Here is a 17,598-nt window from a genome sequence, read left to right on the forward strand (position 1 = left end):
ATACCCTATGATGCGCCGGTATTCCTGAGTAAAAAGGCAGGTTTTGGTTGGTGTAATCCGCTTTTCGACAAAGGCTATGCGAGTGTAGGTGTGTCGCCTGGGATTGTCCAGTGGCGTCGTGTCAATATCTGCCGGATGGGCGCCTCAGTTTTCCATGTCCGTATAAAAACTCATATCTTCCTCGGCGTGTAATGCAATGCGAAGTATCCGCGCCTCGAAAGCCGCGGTTTGCGCCGGGGATAGCGGGGTATCGCCGGCCGGAAGCCCGGGCCAGAATTTCCGCATGACCGCTTGGATACGGGCTTCGAAGACGGTCCCCGGGATCGGAATCAGGGTTCCGGAGGACATGCTGAAGTCGCCGAAATCGAGCAGGCGTCCGGCTACGATCACGCCGGGCTGGCCGGTGGATTGCAGGCCCATGTCATGGATGTCCACCGGCTGGTCCGTCAGCAGGTCGATCAGGCGCGCACCCTGGCGGGGCAGGATTTCCGCGATCCGGAACAGTGAGAATCGGGCGCCGGCGAGAGCCTGGAGGTAGCGCAGTTCGTCCGTCCCCTCAGCCGGTGGCTGCTGGGCCAGGATGCGTTCGATCAGGTTCCTGCCGCCGCGGCGGTGGTGATGCAGGCAGTAATCGTAGGCCACCGCGATTTCGTCGTCCTGGTTCAGGATCAGCGTACCGGCCTTGTACAGGCCCAGTTTCTTGCCGCATTCAGGCAGGGCGGCGGGTGGCAGTTGCTTGACGAGTACCAGGTTGTGACGCCGGGCCAGTTCGCGGAAGCGTCGGTAGTCTTCCTGTCGCGCGGCCAGGTTTTCGTCGTGCGGTTGTCCGAACAGTGAAGTGAGCCATTTCAGCATGGGGTCGGGTTCCGGATAGGTGAGGTGAGGGGAGAGGAGAGGTGGTTCGCAACGGGGGCCGCCGCCGGTGACGATCAACTTGCGCAGTCCGTCCGAAAGCGTGTTGAATTATGAAGCGGGTTTGTATCCCGCATAAGCTGTCTGCCCTGACTTCGACCGACCATCCTCCGGAGAACGCCATGCCTTACCGATCCCTGTTCAGGATAGTGTCGCTGGCCGGCCTGCATGCGCTGGGCGGCTGCGCTGCCCTCAATCTTGGCAACGGCGGCGGGGAGGTCTCGCTACGGGATCTGGAGGACCCGGCGCGGCGGGCCGGCTATGTGGCGGCCCAATCCGTCGCACTCAGGGGCAAGGCCAACGACACCGTGGTGCGGCGCTTGCGGGCGATTGGCCAGGACAAGTGTCTCACCGGTATCGAGACATCGCTGATGGTCGCCGACTTCAACCAGTCGCTGGACGCCGATCTTGCCGGCATCAGGGCCGCCAGCGAACGCTGCTGTCAGGCCGGCGCGCGGGAGGACGTCACGGTGATCGCCAACCGCTTGAAGGACCTGGACATTCGCCTGTCCCGCTACCAGGATGCGTCCTCCGAGTCGCACGTGTTTGCCGTCGTCAACGCATACGGTCCCCAGGCATCGGCGCCGCGGGCATCCGACGTGTGCCAGGCGCGCCTGCAGAAGATTACTGACTTTGCCGGCAGGCAACAGGGCAAGCCGGCTGCCCTGCCGCGGATGACCGGCATCGTGGCGGGGCCCGACGATCCCGCCGGCATAGTGGCGCTGCAAGCGGAATTCGAGAAGCGGATCGGCGATTTGCAGCTTTACCAGCGGCTGATCGGGCCGGTCTCGCCACCGGCCCCCTGATGGCGCCCAGCGCGACCGGCGGCATCCCGCCCGATGCCGCCGGCTGCCCCCGATACCCGGCCGTGCCGTGGTCCTGATGGAAGCCGACCGGACCGAGGCGTTGCGCGAGGCCGTCATCGCGGCGCTGGCCGCGCGCCGCTCCCTGCGCATCGCCGGCGCGGGTACCAAGGATTTTCTGACCTTGCCGGATTTCGCCGCCGCCGGGGTCTGCGATCGGCTCGATGTCGCCGGTCATGCCGGCATCCTGCACTATGATCCCGCCGAACTGGTGTTGACCGCACGCGCCGGCACTCCCCTGGCCGCGATCGAGGCCACCCTTGCCGGGGCGGGGCAGATGCTGGCTTTCGAGCCGCCGCACTTCGGTTCCGGCGCCACGCTGGGCGGCACCGTTGCCAGTGGCCTGTCCGGTCCCCGGCGTCCCTTCGCCGGCTCGGTGCGCGACCATGTCCTGGGGTGCCGGTTGATCAACGGTCGGGGCGAGGTGCTGTCGTTCGGCGGGCAGGTCATGAAGAATGTCGCCGGCTTTGACATCGCCCGCCTGATGGCAGGCGCGCGCGGCGCCCTGGGGGTCCTGCTGGAGGTTTCCCTGCGGGTGGTGCCGCGTCCCGATTGCGAGCGGACGCTGGCGTTGCCGATGGATGCCGGGTTGGCCATCACGAGCATGAACCGCTGGTCCGGCCAGCCCTGGCCGATTTCGGCACTGGCCCACCTGGACGGCTGGACCTATGTCCGCCTGGCTGGGCATGCGTCGGCCCTGAAGGCGACGCAGGCGGCTCTGGGGGGGGATTGGGTCGTTGGCGACGCACCGTTCTGGCAGGCACTGCGCGAGCAGAGCAGCCGTTTCTTCCGTTACCCGCCGATGGGGCAGCGGCTGTGGCGGTTGTCGCTCGCGCCGGCGACTCCCGTGCCGGCCCTGGCCGGGCACTGGCTCTACGACTGGGGCGGTGCCCTGCGCTGGTTGCGCTCCGATGCGCCGCCGGCCGTTATTCATGCAGCGGCAGGGCAGGCGGGCGGGCATGCCCGGCTGTTTCGCGGCGATCCCGTCGCCGTGCCGGCCCACGCCGGCCTGCCGTCTGCCCTGCTGGACCTGCACCGGCGGGTCAAGTCGGCCTTCGATCCGCAGGGCGTGTTCAACCCCGGCCTCGTGGTCGCCGCCTGATGCGTGCCGATCCGCCGGGCGGGCCGCTGTCGGCGGGGGAGCGCCGCGAGGCGGCATCCATCCTCCGCAGTTGCGTGCATTGCGGTTTCTGCAATGCCACCTGTCCGACCTACCAGCAGCTTGGCGACGAGCTGGATGGCCCCCGTGGCCGCATCGTCCTGATCAAGGCGCTGCTGGAGGGCGAGCCCGCCGGTGACCTGACCCGCCGCCATCTGGATCGCTGCCTGAGCTGCCGGGCTTGCGAGACCACCTGTCCCTCGGGGGTGCGCTATGGCCGACTTCTCGATATCGCCCGGGGTGCCATCGAGGAACGGGCCGGGCGACCCTGGCGCGAGCGTCTGGCGCGCGGGCTGCTGCGTCGCGTGCTGACCCGACCCGGCCGTTTTCGCCGGGCCCTGCACGCGGCGGGCGTGATCCGCCGGTGGCTGCCCGGGTCGCTCGGGTCCCAGCTGTCGCCTCTGCCGCCCGCCCGCGCGCTCGTCTGGCCGGCGCCCCGTCATGCGCGGCGGATGCTGATCCTCGAGGGCTGCGTGCAGCCGGTGCTGGCGCCGGCGATAGATTACGCCGCCGCCCGGGTGCTGGACCGGCTCGGCATCAGCTTGGTGCAGGTCCGGCAGAGCGGCTGCTGCGGGGCGCTCAGCTACCATCTCGGCGCGCACGAGGAAGGCAGGGCGTTCATGCGCCGCAACATCGACGCCTGCTGGGACTGGGTGGAGCAAGGGGCGGAGGCCATCGTCAGCACGGCCAGCGGTTGCGGCGTCATGCTCAAGGATTACGGTGTCGTGCTGGGCGACGACCCCGGGTACGCGGACAAGGCGGCGCGCCTCGCCGGGCTGGTGCGTGACATCGGCGAGGTCCTGGCGCGGGAGGATCTGTCGCCGCTGCAGCCGGTGGCGCCTGTTCCGCTGGCGTTTCAGTCACCCTGTACCCTGCAGCACGGTCAACGACTGGGCGGCGTGGTCGAGGCGCTGCTGGCCCGGCTTGGCTTCCGGCTGCTGCCGGTCGCCGACGCGCATCTCTGCTGTGGATCGGCCGGGACCTATTCCGTGTTGCAGCCCGAATTGGCCACACGGCTGCGGGATGCCAAGCTGGCCGCCTTGCAGGCCTCGGGCGCCGGGCAGATCGTCACGGCCAATATCGGTTGCCTGACCCACCTCTGCTCGGCGGCAACCCTGCCTGTCAGACACTGGCTGGAGCTGTTGGCGGATGCCCAGTCGCGCGACGCCTGATGGCAGCGGCCGGGGTGGCGGCGGGCCGTCGCCCCGGTTCGCCGCCCGGCGTGGTCTCCTTGCCCTGGCCGTCGCGATCGGCTGGGGAATGTCGCCGGTCGTGGCGGCGGAACGCGCGCGGATCACCATCCTGCATGTCAACGACAGCCATTCCCAGCTGACGCCGTTCGGTCCCCGGCAAGATCCGTTGCAGGCGCCGCCTTATGGCGGCGCCGCACGGCTGGCAAGCCTGGTCGACCGGCTGCGCCGGGAAAATCCCGGCGCATTGCTGCTGCACGCGGGCGATTTCCTGACCGGGACGTTCTTCTCCCAGCGTTACGCCGGCATGCCGGAATTGCGCGTCTTGCGCCGGTTGCGGGTGGATGCCCTGACGCTGGGCAACCACGAGTTCGACCGTGATGCCGGTGGACTCAACCTGTCGCTGGACCGGGCCTGGGGCGCGGGACGGCAGGCATTCCCCTTGCTGGCCGCCAATCTGAGCTATGACGCCGGTTTCAGGGAGGCACGCAAGCTCGGTCAGCGGGTGCGGCCTTCCGTGCTCGTGAAGCGCAACGGCTTGCGCATCGGCATCCTGGGTCTGACCACGCCCGATATCCCCAGGCTGGCTCTCGATGGCGTTGCGGTGCTGGCTGACACCGTGAGCGTGGCCAGCCGCCACATGCCGCGCCTGCGCCGCCAGGGCGCCGAGGCGATTGTCCTGCTCTCGCATCTGGGGCTGGCGCGCGATACCGCGATAGCCCGGCGTGTCGAGGGCATCGACGTGATCGTCGGGGGCCATGATCACGTTGCGCTGGCCCAGCCGCAGGATGTCTGCCGGCCAGGCGGGGGCTGTACCCTGATCGTGCAGGCGGGTTCGCATTACCGCTATCTCGGCAAGCTCGATCTGCTGCTGGAGCGGCAGCCCGATGGCCGGTTCGCCATCGTGGAGCGTACCTACCGGCTGTTGCCGGTGGACGGCGATGTTCCGCCGCAAAGGTCCATGGCGCGGCTGATAGGGCGCTTCGTGGCCGGCATCGAGGCACGTTACGGGGCGGTTTTCCGGCAGGTGCTGGGGCAGGCCCGGTTCGACATCGACAATCAGCGCGATCAACGCTGGCCCATGGCCCGGGATACGCCACTCGGCAATCTGGTGGCGGACGCCTTCCGGGAGGCGCTGGGGACCGACGCCGCGATCATGGTGCGCGGCCTGATCGCTCAGCCGCTGTTCGCAGGACCGATGGTGCCTGCCGATGTCCTGCGCGTGCTGCCTTACGGCGCACCCCCGGTAACGCAGCCCGGCGTCCATGGCGACAGTCTGGTCAGGCTGCGGGTCAGCGGGCGGACCCTGCTGGACATCCTGGAGACGGGAACGCGGATCGAACTGGCCATCCCGGGCGAACTGACCGGGTTGCCCTTGGGGGTGGCGGGGCCGGATTACGCGCCGCAGGTGTCCGGCATCCGCTATGCCTATGATCCTGCGCCGCTGGAGGATGTCAGGCGCACGCATCTGTTGCCGGACAGCCTGCAGGTGGGCGGGCAGCCGCTGGAACCTGATCGGTACTATTCGGTTGCGACGCCCCGGCTGATCGGCACGGCGCTGCTGGCGGCCCGGGTGATTGCGCCAGGGGCCGTGGCCTTGACGCCGGTCTCCGGCTTCGGCGCGCTGCACGACTTTCTCCAGCGCCAGGGCGAGGTGTCGGCCCGGGTCGAGGGTCGCATCATCGCGCGGACGGTGGGGCAGGGGATTCAGTAGATAAGGCGGGGGTAACCCCCTGAATGGGCGGCGGGTCCGGGGAACCGCCGCCCCTATCGGTGATGGCCGCTCTGGGGGAACCTACGGCTGTTTCTGGTTCAGGACCGTCTGCACCTGCCGGGCGAGGAATTCCTGCAGGGTGATGCGCGGGTCAAGCGTCGCACCCTGGCCGTCGCCGGCATGTTCCGTGGCGTTCGCGGCCTGCTCGTCGGCGGGCGGTGCCCCGGGCGCGCCGACCATCGAGCCGGACATGTCCAGCTTGATGTTGATGCCCAGGATGGCGATCTTCACGCCCAGGGCAAAATTGGCCTTGATGTTGCCATTGGCCATGACCTGCCCTGTGAAGCTGTCCTTGGTGATCGTGGCGGTGCCGCCCATTTCCTCGATCAGGGGCAGCAGCGACTGCAGGTCGGTCTTGACGATGAATTTGCTGGCGGGCCTGGCGGTCCACATGCCGCCCAGCTTGATCGGCGTGTCCAGCAGCTTCATGTGCATGGCGAAGTTTTCCGGCGTCCCGGAGGGGCTGTCGAATTGCAGTGTCATGCCTAGCAGTGCGCCGATCACACTCATGTTGGGGCTTTTGATCGTGGCATTGACGATGCCCGGGACAGCCAGCTTGATGCTGACCGGTCCCGAGATGGGCTTGTAATAACCCGCCGGCTCGGCGGCATGGGCGCCGATGGGTGTCAGCGCGAGCAGGGCCAGCAGCGCTGCGGCGACGAACGATGGCATACGGGATAACATGGTCGTTTCTCCGGAGTTGCTCGAGAGTGCTTGTGGCCTGGGACGATGGTTCGCCTGGAGAGTTGTAGTGCCCCAATCCTTCTCTCTTTGTTCGTTCTCTCCAAGTAGATTCCCTGTACTGCATCGCGCGGATGGCGTCAAGGCAATTGACGGGGGGCTGGCCAGGCGATGCCCCGTGGCTGAACGTGGATAAGGGCATGGATGCGGAGACTGCTGATCGCCTGGAGGGCGATTTGGGGCATCAGCAGCGGCGCTGGGATGCCGGCGAGCTGCCTGATGCCGCCTATGCCGCCAGCTATTTCCTGCTCTGGCAACTGCATGTTCATGGCCGTTCGTTCGCTTCCCGCACCACCCGGCATGTCGTCGGGCCTGATCCGCTTGCCTGGCGGGAAACCTTGCTGCTCCAGGCCGGTGCCGAGCTGCGGGAGGCGCTGGCGCTCTGGCTGGCGCACTACCGTTTCCTGCATGTCTCACCCCCGGTGTCTGGCGCGCTGCGGGGCTGGCTGCTGGATGCGTGGCCGCTGCGCCTGATGCTGCGCATCCCGTCCCCGGGTGAAGTTCTGGCCATGCAGGCCGGCGGCGAGCGTCCCGTGACCCTGATCCCTTTGCCTCGTGCCCGCCAGCCCGTGCTCGGCAAGGCCAACGGCTTTGCGTTTCTGGTTCACGATCTGGAGCATGCCTGGAAGTTTTGCGGCGAGGCGCGGAGCTTCCGCTTGCAGCGGCTCTTTTTCGGTCTTCTGCAGCAGGCGCATGCCGGTGGCTGTTTCGCCCCGTTCCTGGACGATCCCGCCTTTGCCGACCGCTTCGACTATCTGATCAGCGACATGAATACCCATCCGGTACATGGCCTGCGCTATCTGCATGCCGTGCTGATCGAGCATTGGCTGCGACAGGAGGGCAAGGGACCGGCGGAGAGTCTGTCGGTGTGCTCCCGCCGCCAGTTGCATGCGTTCTTCGCGATGCTGGCGGGAATGTGGCGTTTTCCCGCGTTGCCGGCGAGGGCCCTGCGCCATCTGGCTGAAAGCCGCTTCACGGCGGCGGATGCCGTCGCCCTGGAGGCCGGATTGCTGGCACTGGCGGAGGCGGGCGTCAGCCCGTGCCCCGCCGGAGTGGGGTAGGTGGCGCGGCCGGTTGCCGTCGCTGTGCCATCATGTGGTCAGCCGCAGGGCTGCCGAACGCACGGTTTTGGCCCCTCACCCGGCAGGTGGTGCCAGCCAGCGCATCGTCAGCCAGATCAGGTTGCCGATGGCGAGGCCGGCAATCCCGAGGAAGGTCAGCTGCATGCCGAGCACACGCTGCCGGAGGTGTGCGCCATCGCTCAGGAATGCCCGCGCATGGTAGATGCGGCCGGTGACGACCAGGGCCGAGAAACCGGCCAGTAGCCACCCGGACAGGCCGTTCAGCTCCCCGAGCAGCAGCAGGATCAGGCTGATCGGCACGTATTCGGCGAAGTTGCCATGGGCGCGGATCGCCCGCGTCAGGGCGTCGTGCCCACCGTCGCCGATCGGCACGCGATGGCGACGGCGCAGGTGGATGACCCGCCAGGCCAGGCCGACATAGGCAAGGCCCAGCAGGGTGGCGTTGAGCGTCGTGACAGGTAGCAGGTTCATGCCATGTTTTCCGATAATCGCCGATCGTTCGGCGGCCTTAGCTTAACCAGGGAGGTTCGCTTTCACCATGCCGGCCGTGACGCCGCTGATCTTTGCCGTGGTCTATCTGGGGCTGTTTATGGGGGGCCTGCCGGGGTTGCGGCTGGATCGGACCGGGGTTGCCCTGCTCGGCGCCATCGCCTTGCTGGCCAGCGGGAGCATGAGCCTGGCGGCGGCGGTAGGCGCTGTGCATGTCCCCACCCTGAGTCTCCTGTTCGCCTTCATGATCGTGTCGGCCCAGCTGCGTCTGGGCGGATTCTATGTGCGGGTCGCGGATGTTGTCGGCGCCCTGCCGCTGCGCGCGCCCATTGTCCTGGCCCTGATGATGAGCACGGCGGCGCTGTTGTCCGCCGTGTTCAGCAACGATGTCGTTTGTCTGGCGATGGCGCCGGTGCTGGTCGACATCTGCCGGGTCCGCTCCCTGCACAGCACGCCCTTCCTGATCGGGCTTGCATGCGCCGCCAACATCGGCTCGGCGGCGACCCTGATCGGCAATCCGCAGAACATGCTGATCGGCCAGACGCTGGCCCTGTCCTTCGGCACCTATCTGCGGCAAGCCGCCGGACCGGTATTGCTTTCCCTGCTGCTCAGCTGGCTGGTGCTGCTGCTGGCCTACCGGCAGCGCTGGCATATCGCCGAGCGGCCCGCGATCGCGTATCACGCGCATCATGTTTTCAGTCGCTGGCAATCCGTCAAGGGGCTGGCGGTGGCGGGTTTACTGTTTGCGGGTTTTCTCGCCAGCGACTGGCCTCACGACCTGATGGCCCTGGCCGGCGCCGGCATGCTGCTGCTGTCCCGCCGGCTTCATTCCCGCGACATGCTGGGGCAGGTCGACTGGTTGCTGCTGGTGCTCTTCACCAGCCTTTTCGTCATCAACCGGGCTCTGCAGGACACCGGTCTGCCTGGGCAGGCCATTGCCTTGCTGGTGGAGCGGGGCGTCGATCCGCACGCTGCCGGCCCCTTGATGGCGGCATCCGTGCTGTTGAGCAACCTGATTTCCAACGTGCCGGCCGTGATGCTGTTGCTGCCGCTGACCGAGGGGCAGGCGGGCGGAACCCGGCTGGCACTGTCCAGCACGCTGGCGGGCAATCTGATCCTGATGGGCAGCATCGCCAATCTCATCGTGGCCGAGGTCGCTGCCCGGCATGGCGAGCCGATCGGCTGGATCACGCATGCCCGTATCGGCATACCCGTTACCCTGTCCAGCCTGGCTGTCATGATGCTTTTTCTGGCCTAGTCCGGTTGTCCCGGGCACGATCCCGCACCCGTCTTGTCACACGCGCAACGATTGGTCGATCCGATCATCATGGAATTAGGGTGGTGACGATGAAGGCAACCGGTTTGATCATGTTCGGTTTACTGCTGCTTCCGCCAGGCGTACTGACGGGGCATGCGCCCCTGTTTGTCGCCGGGGCGGTTTCCCTGCTGGTGGGCACGCTCAGGCTGCTCAAGGAAATGCGGGTACATGCCGACGATGCCGATTGGTGAGAGGAATTCCGCGGTTTTATCCACGGCCTTGCCGGCCTGTAAGTGGGTGATTTGCCACGCATTTCAGGGGCATTTGCCACAGTTGCCCTGCGACAAAATACCGCATTGAGTCGGATATTCGGGGTTATTAATATGCTTCCACTCGCTGAGCTTTTCGGGTTTCATCAGACCCCACGCTGAAACGAGTGCGCAACTAACCTCTCTTTTGCTGAGGTGCCGCCAGGCACCTCTTTTTTTGCCCGTCGTTTACCGGTCGTGGTGGGTGGGCGGGTGACATCCGTTCTGTCGTTTCGGTGCCAGCCGAAAAGGGTGAGTACCTGCCGGGACGACGCCGGGCGGCGTATCCGGTTTTTTCGTGAAGCAAACCGTTGGGGCTGGCGCGGCCTTGGGCAGCGGTCATCAATATGCGCCTTGGCCCTCGTCGGTCAGGAAAATCGTGAGTCTTTGCCTGTGTCGCCGCGCATAGGCGGGAAACCCGGCAACCCGCCCGATGGTTGCCGGGCAGGTATCGTGGGCTGCCCGGTTTCCGGCCACGGCATGCCGGAGGCTGTGGGGCCCTGCGTTGGCCCGTTGTCAGTGGCGGGCGCCGGGTTCGATCGAAAAGCGGGCGGTCTTGCTGCGCAGCAGCTGGATGAGCTCGTCGGCATCGCACCCCAGGATGCAGGCCAGGTTGTCAAAGTTCCAGGTGGGTTGACCGTCCTTGGTGACGGTATCCGCCGGAGGCAGGTGTCCGGAGCTGATGAGCCCGTAGATGGATTGCAGTTTTTCCGCCATGGGGCTGGCATCGTTCAAGGCGGGGGGAACAAAGGCGGTTTTCTTCACGGAAGCCTTGGCTTTACTCATGGATGCACTCTCGATCTCTGGCGAAATAAACACAGGTCCGAATGTTGGGTAAGGTGAGCCGGTTTTCAATCCTGACCGACGATTTTGTTGCCGATGGCTGGCGATTTTGCCATTTATCGGTCGGTTGTCGTCGGCTCGGGTGGTCGCCCGGGGGCGGCAGCAGGACCGGGTTTCGGTCGCTGGGCCGCCATCCCCCCGGTGGCGCCTACATCGGCGACAGGGACGGGCCGGCTGGCGTCGTGGCAGGGCGCCTGCTGGCGGGCAAGCGGCCCGGCATCGTCTCCCGCAGGGTTTTCAGGCGTCGCTCGAGTTCCACGATGCCGTCTTCCAGGGACGCGGTCATGACCACCACATTGCCCATCGACAGGATGATGCGTTGCAGTTCCGGGATGCGGGTTCCGCTGGTGGAGACGATGTAGACCGGTTGCACGTACAGGACCGAGCGCCCCACCGGAAGGACGATGATGCGCCCGCGCAGCACCCGCGAGCCGCGCTGGTCCCACAGCGTCAGCTGGCGCGCGATCTCCGGATCCTGGTCGATCAGGGCGCTGACCTGTGCCGGGCCTTCGACCTGGGATTCGCGGCTGAAGCGGTACATGATGATCTGCTTGCCGTTGCTCGGGGATGTCATGGCCGTCTGGGCGCCGCCCTTGAAGGTGCCCGCCACCGCCAGTACGCTGAGGTTGCTGCGACCGATCGGGGTCATGGGGTTGATCAGGACGAAGTTGTGCTGATCGCTCTGGAAGCCTTCCAGCGCGGTGGTCAGGAAATAGGGTTTGACCGCCGCATCGTTGACACGGGCAAACTCCCAGGTTTCGGCCTGCTCGTAGAACAGCTCGGGTTCGGTCTGGTGATAGCGGGCATAGATCCTCATCTGGTTCCCGAACAGATCCTTGGGATAGCGCAGGTGTTCCTTGAGCATCGGCGGCATGGTGCTGATGTCCTTGAACAGTCCGGGGTAGGCGTTGCGGTAGCCCTGGATGATGGGGTCGCTGTAATCGTTGATGTAATAGTCGACCCGCCCGTCGAAGGCATCCACCACCACCTTGACCGAGTTGCGTATGTAATTGAACTGCCGCTCTTCGTCATCGCGGTTGAAGCGGTAGGTACTGCGCTTCGAAACCGGATACCAGTCGGAGGTGGTGTAGGCGTCGATGACCCAGAAGATACGTTTGGGGGTGATGACGATGTAGGGGTCGTGGTCCAGGCTGAGGAAAGGCGTCAGGGTGCGAACCCGTTCGATGATGTTCCGGTGGAACAGTGCCTTGCTCTTGCTGGAGATGTTGACCGAGAAAAACAGCCGTTCATCGCGGAAATAAATGGCGAACAGGAGTTTCCGGAACAGCGTGGAAATCGGTACCCCGCCCGAACCCGTGTAGTTGAAGCTGGATTCCTCGTCCGCGCTGGGTATGCCGACCAGTTCCAGGCTGTTCGGCACGATCGCATAGGTCAGGTCTTCCTCGCCATAGTAGATATCCGGTCTGTCCACCACCTCGAAGTTGTTGTCCGTCCGCATGGTCAGATCCTGCAGATACCAGTGCATCGGCGTCTGGCCATCCTGGGCCGCGGGCGTGACCACTGCGCCATAGCCATGGGTATAGCGGAGGTGGGTGTTCTCCCAGTTCTGCGCCTCCGGTGGCAGCAGGCTGATGTTGTTTTCCCGGGCGGCCAGGTTCACTTGCTCCAGCCGGCCGTTGACCATGTAGCGATCGGTATCGACATTGCTGAAGTGATAGTAGGGACGGATGCCCTGAAGCTGCTGGTAGACGTCGTCTAGGAATTCCGGATCCCAGACCGGGATGTTGTACAGGTGTGAGCGCAGTTCCGGGTCCAGCACGTCCTCGTCGGGCAGGCCGGGGGTGATGTCGATGTTGGTGATGTTGTTGAGGTCGTAGGCGGTCAGGGTGGCATCGATGTTGTTCTTCATCGATTGCCGTTCGGTCTTCACCGGATTGGGCTTGACGATGAAGCGATCGATGGCCCGGGGAATGGCGTCGATATGCCGGATGCCCACGGAACCCAGGAAGGTCAGGCCCAGCACGAGTGTGGCGAGCTGGCCGCGCTGGCGATGCACCAGCAGCAGCGTGGAGAAGGCGAGACCGACCAGGCTCACCACCGACAGCCAGATGATCGGCAGGGTATAGCGGATGTCGACGAACCCGGGACCGAAGAACTGCGGTTCGTGCGCCTCGGTGTAGAGCAGCTGGTAGCGCTCCAGTATGAAGCCCCAGGCCACGATGAAAGCCGTCAGGAGCCCCAGTCCGGACAGGTGAACCCTGGCGCCCGGTGCCCATTCCTTGCTGCCGCCCGCCATGATGCGGTGCTCCAGATAGTAGAGCAGAGTGATCGCGCCGGTCAGGATCGAGAAGGCGATCAGCATCTCCCGCTGTATCAGCTGGAAGACCGGAAACGAGAACATGAAGAAGCTGACGTCCTGGCCGAAGACGAAGTCCTTGACCCCGGATTTGGGGCCGAACACGAACAGCAGGGCGGCATGCCAGTCCTGGTAGAACGGAATGGCGATGCCGACCGCGAGCACCAGCGACAGCGGCAGGTAGACCCGCATCGAGCCGGTCTGGAACAGCTCCAGGAACCGCTGCCGGCGGGTGGATTCGGCGCGTCCGAGGCGTTCCAGCTGCTCGGTGTCGACGCCGAGATAACGCGAGGCCGCCCAGAAGTTCAGGAAGAAAACCAGGAGGAAGAACAGCGTGACCGCACCGAACAGGATGTAGCGGTACAGCAGCTTCAGCCAGAAAAACTCGCCGAGCCCCAGTTCGAGGTGCCACCAGAAGTCGACGATGAGGTCGGTAAAAGCGAGGCCGACCCCCAGCAGCAGGGCCGCCAGCCCCAGCAGCGTCAGGGCCAGTATGATCAGGATGCGTTTCCAGTTCGCCATCGCGGAGAGCCTCTGAAGGAAAGGTCGTTCGTTGTGCCGGGGATCGGGCCGGGACCGAAATCGCGGTGGTCTCGGTCCCTGGCTGAATGAGCCAATTGTAAGGGATAAGCGGGTACCCGGCAGCCGCAACCGGGGGTGTGGCCGCCGTTATCCGGCAGGGATACACCATTCCCGCCCGATCACATGCTTTTCATGATGCAACTGCTATAGTTGGAACCGGATTCACGCAGGAGATATTCATGGCCACGATGACCCCGACCGATGCCAACGCCGTCGAAGCCGCCATCCGCCGCCATGACGCCATGCCGACCGAGCTGCTGCAGATACTGCGCGAGGTACAGGCTAGCCAGCGGCATGTTTCCCGCGCCGCCATGCGCCTCATCGCCGACCGGCTCGCGCTGCCCCTGACCCAGGTGCAGGCGGTCACCGAGTTTTATAGTTTTCTCTCCACCGAGCCGGTCGGCCGCTACGATATCCGGCTTAGCGATTCCATCACCGATCACATGCTCGGCAGCCGCCAGCTGGGTGAATATGCCTCCCAGCGGCTGGCGGTCGAATTTGGCAAGACCCGTGCCGATGGCGTGGTGAGCCTTGCCTATACCGCCTGCACCGGCATGTGCGACCAGGGGCCTGCCGCGCTGGTGAACGGCTTGGCCCTGACCCGTCTGGACCGGGTGCGCCTGGACCGGCTTGCCGAGCTGGTGAACGATGGCGTGCCGTTGTCCGCCTGGCCGGCGGACTGGTTTGCCGTAGCCGACAACATATACCGGCGCGACCTGCTGCTGGATGGCCCGCTGGTGGCAGGCGCGGCGATCCGCGAAACCCTGGCGCGCGGTCGCGAGGCCATCTTCGAGGAACTGGATCGATCCGGTCTGCGTGGCCGCGGCGGCGCGGGCTTCAAGACCGCCTGGAAATGGCGCCTCTGCTACGAGGGGCCGGAAGAGGATCCGGTCTGCCCCATCGACAAGGGCACGCAGCAGCGCTATGTCGTCTGCAATGCCGACGAGGGCGAGCCTGGTACCTTCAAGGACCGGGTGTTGCTCAACCGCCATGCCCATGACGTGTTCGAGGGCATGACGGTCGCGGCGGCGCTGACCGGAGCCAGCCAGGGTTTCCTGTATCTGCGCGGCGAATACCTGCATCTGCACCAGCCCCTGTTGCAGGTACTGGAGGAACGGCGCCGGCAGGGGCTGCTGGGGCAGGCCATCCTCGGGCAGACAGGCTTCGATTTCGATATCCGCATCCACCTCGGCGCGGGCGCCTATATCTGTGGCGAGGAATCCGCCCTCATCGAGTCGCTGGAGGGCAAGCGCGGCAATCCCCGCAATCGCCCGCCATATCCCGTTACGCACGGGTATCTCGGCCAGCCGACCATCGTCAACAATGTCGAGACCTTCGTGGCCGCCGCGCATATCGCGCGCCAGGGCGGCGAGTGGTTCGCGAACGCCGGCACCGACAAGTCCAGGGGCACCAAGATCCTCAGCGTTTCCGGCGATTGCGCCCGTCCGGGCATCTATGAATATCCCTTCGGCACGACGATCCGGCAGGTACTGGACGACTGCGGCGGCGGCCATGCCTTTGGCGTGCAGGTCGGCGGGCCTTCCGGCACCTTCGTCGCCATGACGGAATTCGACCGCCGGCTGGCGTTCGAGGACCTCGCGACCGGCGGTTCCTTCATCGTCTTCGATGCCACGCGCGACGTGCTCGACATTGCCCGCAACTTCACGCACTTCTTCGCCCACGAGAGCTGCGGTTTCTGCACACCCTGCCGGGTCGGCACCTCTCTGCTCAGGGACCTGCTGGACAAGATCTGCGCCGGGCACGGCACGCCCTACGACCTGGTCGAACTCACGCGCATGGCCAAGCTGGTGCGCAGCACCAGCCATTGCGGGCTGGGGCAGACGGCGGCCAATCCCATTCTCAGCACGCTGGAGCGTTATCCGGATCTGTACGAACGTCGTCTCAAGGCCATCAGCTTCGAGCCAGGCTTCGACCTCGACGGCGCCCTCTCGACCGCGCGCCGGCTGACCGGTCGCGACGACGCGCATGCCCACCTCGAACAAGTCGGATAACCGCAAACCGGATCAGGTGTTCTCATGAAGCCCAAGACGATCAACATCGACGGACAGCACATTCCCTTCACGCCGGGGCAGACCATCATGGAGGCTGCCACCGCGGCCGATATCTACATCCCGCATCTCTGCCACAACCCGGAGTTCAAGCCGCATGGCAGTTGCAAGCTCTGCACGGTGCAGGTCAATGGCCGCAGCTGTTCGGCCTGTACCATGCCGGCTGCCGAGGGACAGCAGATACTCAGCAACACCCGCGAATTGAACGATGCGCGGCGCAGCCTTACCCAGATGCTGTTCGTCGAGGGCAACCATTTCTGCCCGGGCTGCGAGAAATCCGGGGACTGCCAGTTGCAGGCGGTCGGCTACTACGTCGGCATGCTGGGCACCCATTTCCCGCATTTCTTTCCCAGCCGCAACGTCGATGCCTCGCATCCCGACGTCATGCTCGATCTCGACCGCTGCATTCTCTGTGAGCTCTGCGTCCGGGCCAGCCGCGACGTCGATGGCAAGCAAGTGTTCGGGATTGCCGGACGTGGCATGCAGAGCCACCTGGTGGTGAATGCCGATAGCGGTCGGCTGGCCGATACCGCCATCGCCGCCACCGACAAGGCCGCCCATGTCTGTCCGGTTGGCGCGATCCTGGTCAAGCGCACCGCTTGGCGGCACCCTATCGGCGAGCGCCTGTACGACCGCGAGAGCATCGCCGAGGTGGCCCTGGAACAGGATCAGGCCGAGGCGGGAGGCCGCCATGGCTGAGAAACTGAAGGTTGCCACGACCTCGCTGGCGGGCTGCTTCGGCTGCCACATGTCATTCCTCGACATCGACGAGCGTCTGCTCGCCCTGTGCGAGGTTGCCGCGTTCGATCGCAGCCCGCTGACCGACATCAAGCAGTGCAGCGAACAGGTCGACATCGGCCTGGTCGAGGGCGGGCTGTGCAACGCCGAGAACGTCCATACCCTGCGCGAGTTCCGCAACCACTGCAAGATTCTGGTCGCGGTCGGTGCCTGCGCCATCAATGGGGGCATCCCCGCGATGCGCAATCACATCCCGCTGGAAGAGTGCCTGGAGGAAGCCTATCTCGATGCCGTCGGCGTGGTGAATCCGCAGATTCCCAGCGACCCGGAGCTGCCGCTGCTGCTCAACAAGGTTCATCCCATCCATGAGGTCGTGAAGGTCGATTACGTCCTGCCCGGTTGCCCCCCGTCGGCCGACGTGTTCTGGAAGTTTCTGACCGACCTCGCGGCTGGCCGCGAACCGCAGCTGCCGACCGAGCTGGTGCATTACGACTGATGTGGCGCGTCCGACCCGGGTTTGCCCGGGTCGGCCAACCAATCGCTCAGTCATCGACGAACGGCGCGCGCCGCATCACCATCCGCCACGGCAGGGCTGGTGCCGCGCACTGCCCTGGACAGGGCGCATTCTTGCTGTCTGGCGCCCTGGCTCGGCTTGAGTCGCAGCCGGTTCGCTCTGGTCGGCCTTTGCTTTGCACCCCGATCACCGGAACGGCAAGGGCGCCCGGGCGCCGTACCGGGTAGCGTTGGCGACTTGCCTCGAGGTTTCTGTATTGGTCATATTTGACAGGTGGCAAAACATTTGCCATGCATGAACTATCGGTTACCGGATTTCCCTGGGCCGATAGCCTCCTGATTCTCAGGCCATGCCAGCGAGGTGACGCCATGAAAAAGCTGATCGGATGGGTTTTGTTACCCCTGTCAATATTGTGTTCGGACGCCTTCGCCCTGACCCTCAATACCGGGCCGGTCGCCACAGCGACAACCGAGGGCATAAACCGGGTGATCTGGTGCGTCGCGGAAAATCTGACGACGAAGCCGCAGGAAGTTGTGGCCGAACTGCTCAACGGGAAAGGCGAGGTGTCCTACAAGAATGCCAAGACGCTGGAGCCGGGCGTGACGGACTGGATTGCCGGATGGAATGTTTCCTCGGGCGGTGGCCTGACACATTGCCGCTTCGCGCTGAAGACAAACAAGGTCAGGGCCTACCTGCAGGTACAGGAAAATTACGTTACCACCGTTACTCAGGAAGCCCGCTAGGCTCAATGTCCGACTC

Annotated in this window: 16 protein-coding genes; 11 read left to right on the plus strand and 5 right to left on the minus strand. The window is 65.3% G+C overall.

Annotated elements, in window-relative coordinates:
* Positions 1-144: 144 nt before the first annotated feature.
* A complete protein-coding gene (locus tag ACH5N8_RS02440) occupies positions 145-855 on the minus strand; it encodes a DUF7986 domain-containing protein (RefSeq protein ID WP_483282362.1) in 711 nt (236 codons plus the stop codon).
* 179 nt (positions 856-1,034) lie between these two features.
* Between ACH5N8_RS02440 and ACH5N8_RS02445 the strand changes: the two genes are divergently transcribed.
* The 4 genes from ACH5N8_RS02445 (at position 1,035) to ACH5N8_RS02460 (ending at position 5,838) form a co-directional block, all read left to right on the plus strand.
* Positions 1,035-1,718: a hypothetical protein gene (locus tag ACH5N8_RS02445; RefSeq protein ID WP_483282363.1), complete on the plus strand. Its 684-nt coding sequence runs from the start codon at positions 1,035-1,037 to the stop codon at positions 1,716-1,718.
* Positions 1,719-1,794: 76 nt separating this feature from the next.
* Positions 1,795-2,877: a glycolate oxidase subunit GlcE gene (glcE, locus tag ACH5N8_RS02450; protein WP_483282364.1), complete on the plus strand. Its 1,083-nt coding sequence runs from the start codon at positions 1,795-1,797 to the stop codon at positions 2,875-2,877.
* A complete protein-coding gene (gene glcF / locus ACH5N8_RS02455; RefSeq protein ID WP_483282365.1) occupies positions 2,877-4,106 on the plus strand; it encodes a glycolate oxidase subunit GlcF in 1,230 nt (409 codons plus the stop codon). Before glcE ends, glcF begins: the two co-directional genes overlap by 1 nt.
* The gene (locus ACH5N8_RS02460) at positions 4,084-5,838 is read left to right on the plus strand and encodes a bifunctional metallophosphatase/5'-nucleotidase (protein ID WP_483282366.1); all 1,755 of its coding nucleotides are present in this window, start codon (positions 4,084-4,086) and stop codon (positions 5,836-5,838) included. Before glcF ends, ACH5N8_RS02460 begins: the two co-directional genes overlap by 23 nt.
* An 81-nt stretch (positions 5,839-5,919) precedes the next feature.
* Here the strand turns inward: ACH5N8_RS02460 and ACH5N8_RS02465 are convergent, their stop codons facing one another.
* Positions 5,920-6,582, minus strand: coding sequence for a hypothetical protein (locus tag ACH5N8_RS02465; RefSeq protein WP_483282367.1), 663 nt, complete (start codon positions 6,580-6,582; stop codon positions 5,920-5,922).
* 197 nt (positions 6,583-6,779) lie between these two features.
* Here ACH5N8_RS02465 and ACH5N8_RS02470 point away from each other — a divergent pair, with 197 nt between their 5' ends.
* On the plus strand, positions 6,780-7,700 hold the full coding sequence (locus ACH5N8_RS02470) for a hypothetical protein (RefSeq protein ID WP_483282368.1): 921 nt from the start codon (positions 6,780-6,782) through the stop codon (positions 7,698-7,700).
* Between the two features lie 75 nt (positions 7,701-7,775).
* On the opposite strand, the gene ACH5N8_RS02475 is transcribed toward ACH5N8_RS02470, so the two are convergent.
* A complete protein-coding gene (locus tag ACH5N8_RS02475) occupies positions 7,776-8,192 on the minus strand; it encodes an MAPEG family protein (RefSeq protein ID WP_483282369.1) in 417 nt (138 codons plus the stop codon).
* A 67-nt stretch (positions 8,193-8,259) separates the two neighbouring features.
* Between ACH5N8_RS02475 and ACH5N8_RS02480 the strand changes: the two genes are divergently transcribed.
* Entirely contained in the window at positions 8,260-9,468 is a 1,209-nt protein-coding gene (locus tag ACH5N8_RS02480) for an SLC13 family permease (protein WP_483282370.1), read from the plus strand.
* Positions 9,469-9,578: 110 nt separating this feature from the next.
* Positions 9,579-9,719, plus strand: coding sequence for a hypothetical protein (locus ACH5N8_RS02485; RefSeq protein ID WP_483282371.1), 141 nt, complete (start codon positions 9,579-9,581; stop codon positions 9,717-9,719).
* 573 nt (positions 9,720-10,292) lie between these two features.
* On the opposite strand, the gene ACH5N8_RS02490 is transcribed toward ACH5N8_RS02485, so the two are convergent.
* Both ACH5N8_RS02490 and ACH5N8_RS02495 read right to left on the minus strand, forming a co-directional pair.
* On the minus strand, positions 10,293-10,562 hold the full coding sequence (locus ACH5N8_RS02490) for a hypothetical protein (RefSeq protein ID WP_483282372.1): 270 nt from the start codon (positions 10,560-10,562) through the stop codon (positions 10,293-10,295).
* Positions 10,563-10,767: 205 nt separating this feature from the next.
* Positions 10,768-13,458: a UPF0182 family protein gene (locus tag ACH5N8_RS02495; protein WP_483282373.1), complete on the minus strand. Its 2,691-nt coding sequence runs from the start codon at positions 13,456-13,458 to the stop codon at positions 10,768-10,770.
* Between the two features lie 248 nt (positions 13,459-13,706).
* Between ACH5N8_RS02495 and ACH5N8_RS02500 the strand changes: the two genes are divergently transcribed.
* From ACH5N8_RS02500 to ACH5N8_RS02515, 4 genes are all read left to right on the plus strand, one after another.
* A complete protein-coding gene (locus ACH5N8_RS02500) occupies positions 13,707-15,530 on the plus strand; it encodes an NAD(P)H-dependent oxidoreductase subunit E (RefSeq protein WP_483283163.1) in 1,824 nt (607 codons plus the stop codon).
* A gap of 24 nt (positions 15,531-15,554) precedes the next feature.
* Positions 15,555-16,286, plus strand: a complete 732-nt coding sequence (locus ACH5N8_RS02505; protein WP_483282374.1) for a 2Fe-2S iron-sulfur cluster-binding protein — start codon at positions 15,555-15,557, stop codon at positions 16,284-16,286.
* Positions 16,279-16,821, plus strand: coding sequence for an NADH-quinone oxidoreductase subunit B family protein (locus ACH5N8_RS02510; protein ID WP_460026604.1), 543 nt, complete (start codon positions 16,279-16,281; stop codon positions 16,819-16,821). Before ACH5N8_RS02505 ends, ACH5N8_RS02510 begins: the two co-directional genes overlap by 8 nt.
* Before the next feature lie 386 nt (positions 16,822-17,207).
* Positions 17,208-17,582, plus strand: a complete 375-nt coding sequence (locus tag ACH5N8_RS02515; RefSeq protein ID WP_483282375.1) for a hypothetical protein — start codon at positions 17,208-17,210, stop codon at positions 17,580-17,582.
* Positions 17,583-17,598: the final 16 nt, after the last annotated feature.

Source organism: Methyloparacoccus sp. NF-16 (assembly GCF_056880625.1).

Coding starts and splice junctions, on each gene's coding strand:
- ACH5N8_RS02495 (WP_483282373.1), bottom strand. CDS start 13,458: ATGGCGAACTGGAAACGCATCCTGATCATACTGGCCCTGACGCTGCTG.
- ACH5N8_RS02485 (WP_483282371.1), top strand. CDS start 9,579: ATGTTCGGTTTACTGCTGCTTCCGCCAGGCGTACTGACGGGGCATGCG.
- ACH5N8_RS02460 (WP_483282366.1), top strand. CDS start 4,084: ATGCCCAGTCGCGCGACGCCTGATGGCAGCGGCCGGGGTGGCGGCGGG.
- ACH5N8_RS02470 (WP_483282368.1), top strand. CDS start 6,780: ATGGATGCGGAGACTGCTGATCGCCTGGAGGGCGATTTGGGGCATCAG.
- ACH5N8_RS02475 (WP_483282369.1), bottom strand. CDS start 8,192: ATGAACCTGCTACCTGTCACGACGCTCAACGCCACCCTGCTGGGCCTT.
- ACH5N8_RS02505 (WP_483282374.1), top strand. CDS start 15,555: ATGAAGCCCAAGACGATCAACATCGACGGACAGCACATTCCCTTCACG.
- glcE (WP_483282364.1), top strand. CDS start 1,795: ATGGAAGCCGACCGGACCGAGGCGTTGCGCGAGGCCGTCATCGCGGCG.
- ACH5N8_RS02480 (WP_483282370.1), top strand. CDS start 8,260: ATGCCGGCCGTGACGCCGCTGATCTTTGCCGTGGTCTATCTGGGGCTG.
- ACH5N8_RS02445 (WP_483282363.1), top strand. CDS start 1,035: ATGCCTTACCGATCCCTGTTCAGGATAGTGTCGCTGGCCGGCCTGCAT.
- ACH5N8_RS02440 (WP_483282362.1), bottom strand. CDS start 855: ATGCTGAAATGGCTCACTTCACTGTTCGGACAACCGCACGACGAAAAC.
- glcF (WP_483282365.1), top strand. CDS start 2,877: ATGCGTGCCGATCCGCCGGGCGGGCCGCTGTCGGCGGGGGAGCGCCGC.
- ACH5N8_RS02465 (WP_483282367.1), bottom strand. CDS start 6,582: ATGTTATCCCGTATGCCATCGTTCGTCGCCGCAGCGCTGCTGGCCCTG.
- ACH5N8_RS02490 (WP_483282372.1), bottom strand. CDS start 10,562: ATGAGTAAAGCCAAGGCTTCCGTGAAGAAAACCGCCTTTGTTCCCCCC.
- ACH5N8_RS02515 (WP_483282375.1), top strand. CDS start 17,208: ATGAAAAAGCTGATCGGATGGGTTTTGTTACCCCTGTCAATATTGTGT.
- ACH5N8_RS02510 (WP_460026604.1), top strand. CDS start 16,279: ATGGCTGAGAAACTGAAGGTTGCCACGACCTCGCTGGCGGGCTGCTTC.
- ACH5N8_RS02500 (WP_483283163.1), top strand. CDS start 13,707: ATGACCCCGACCGATGCCAACGCCGTCGAAGCCGCCATCCGCCGCCAT.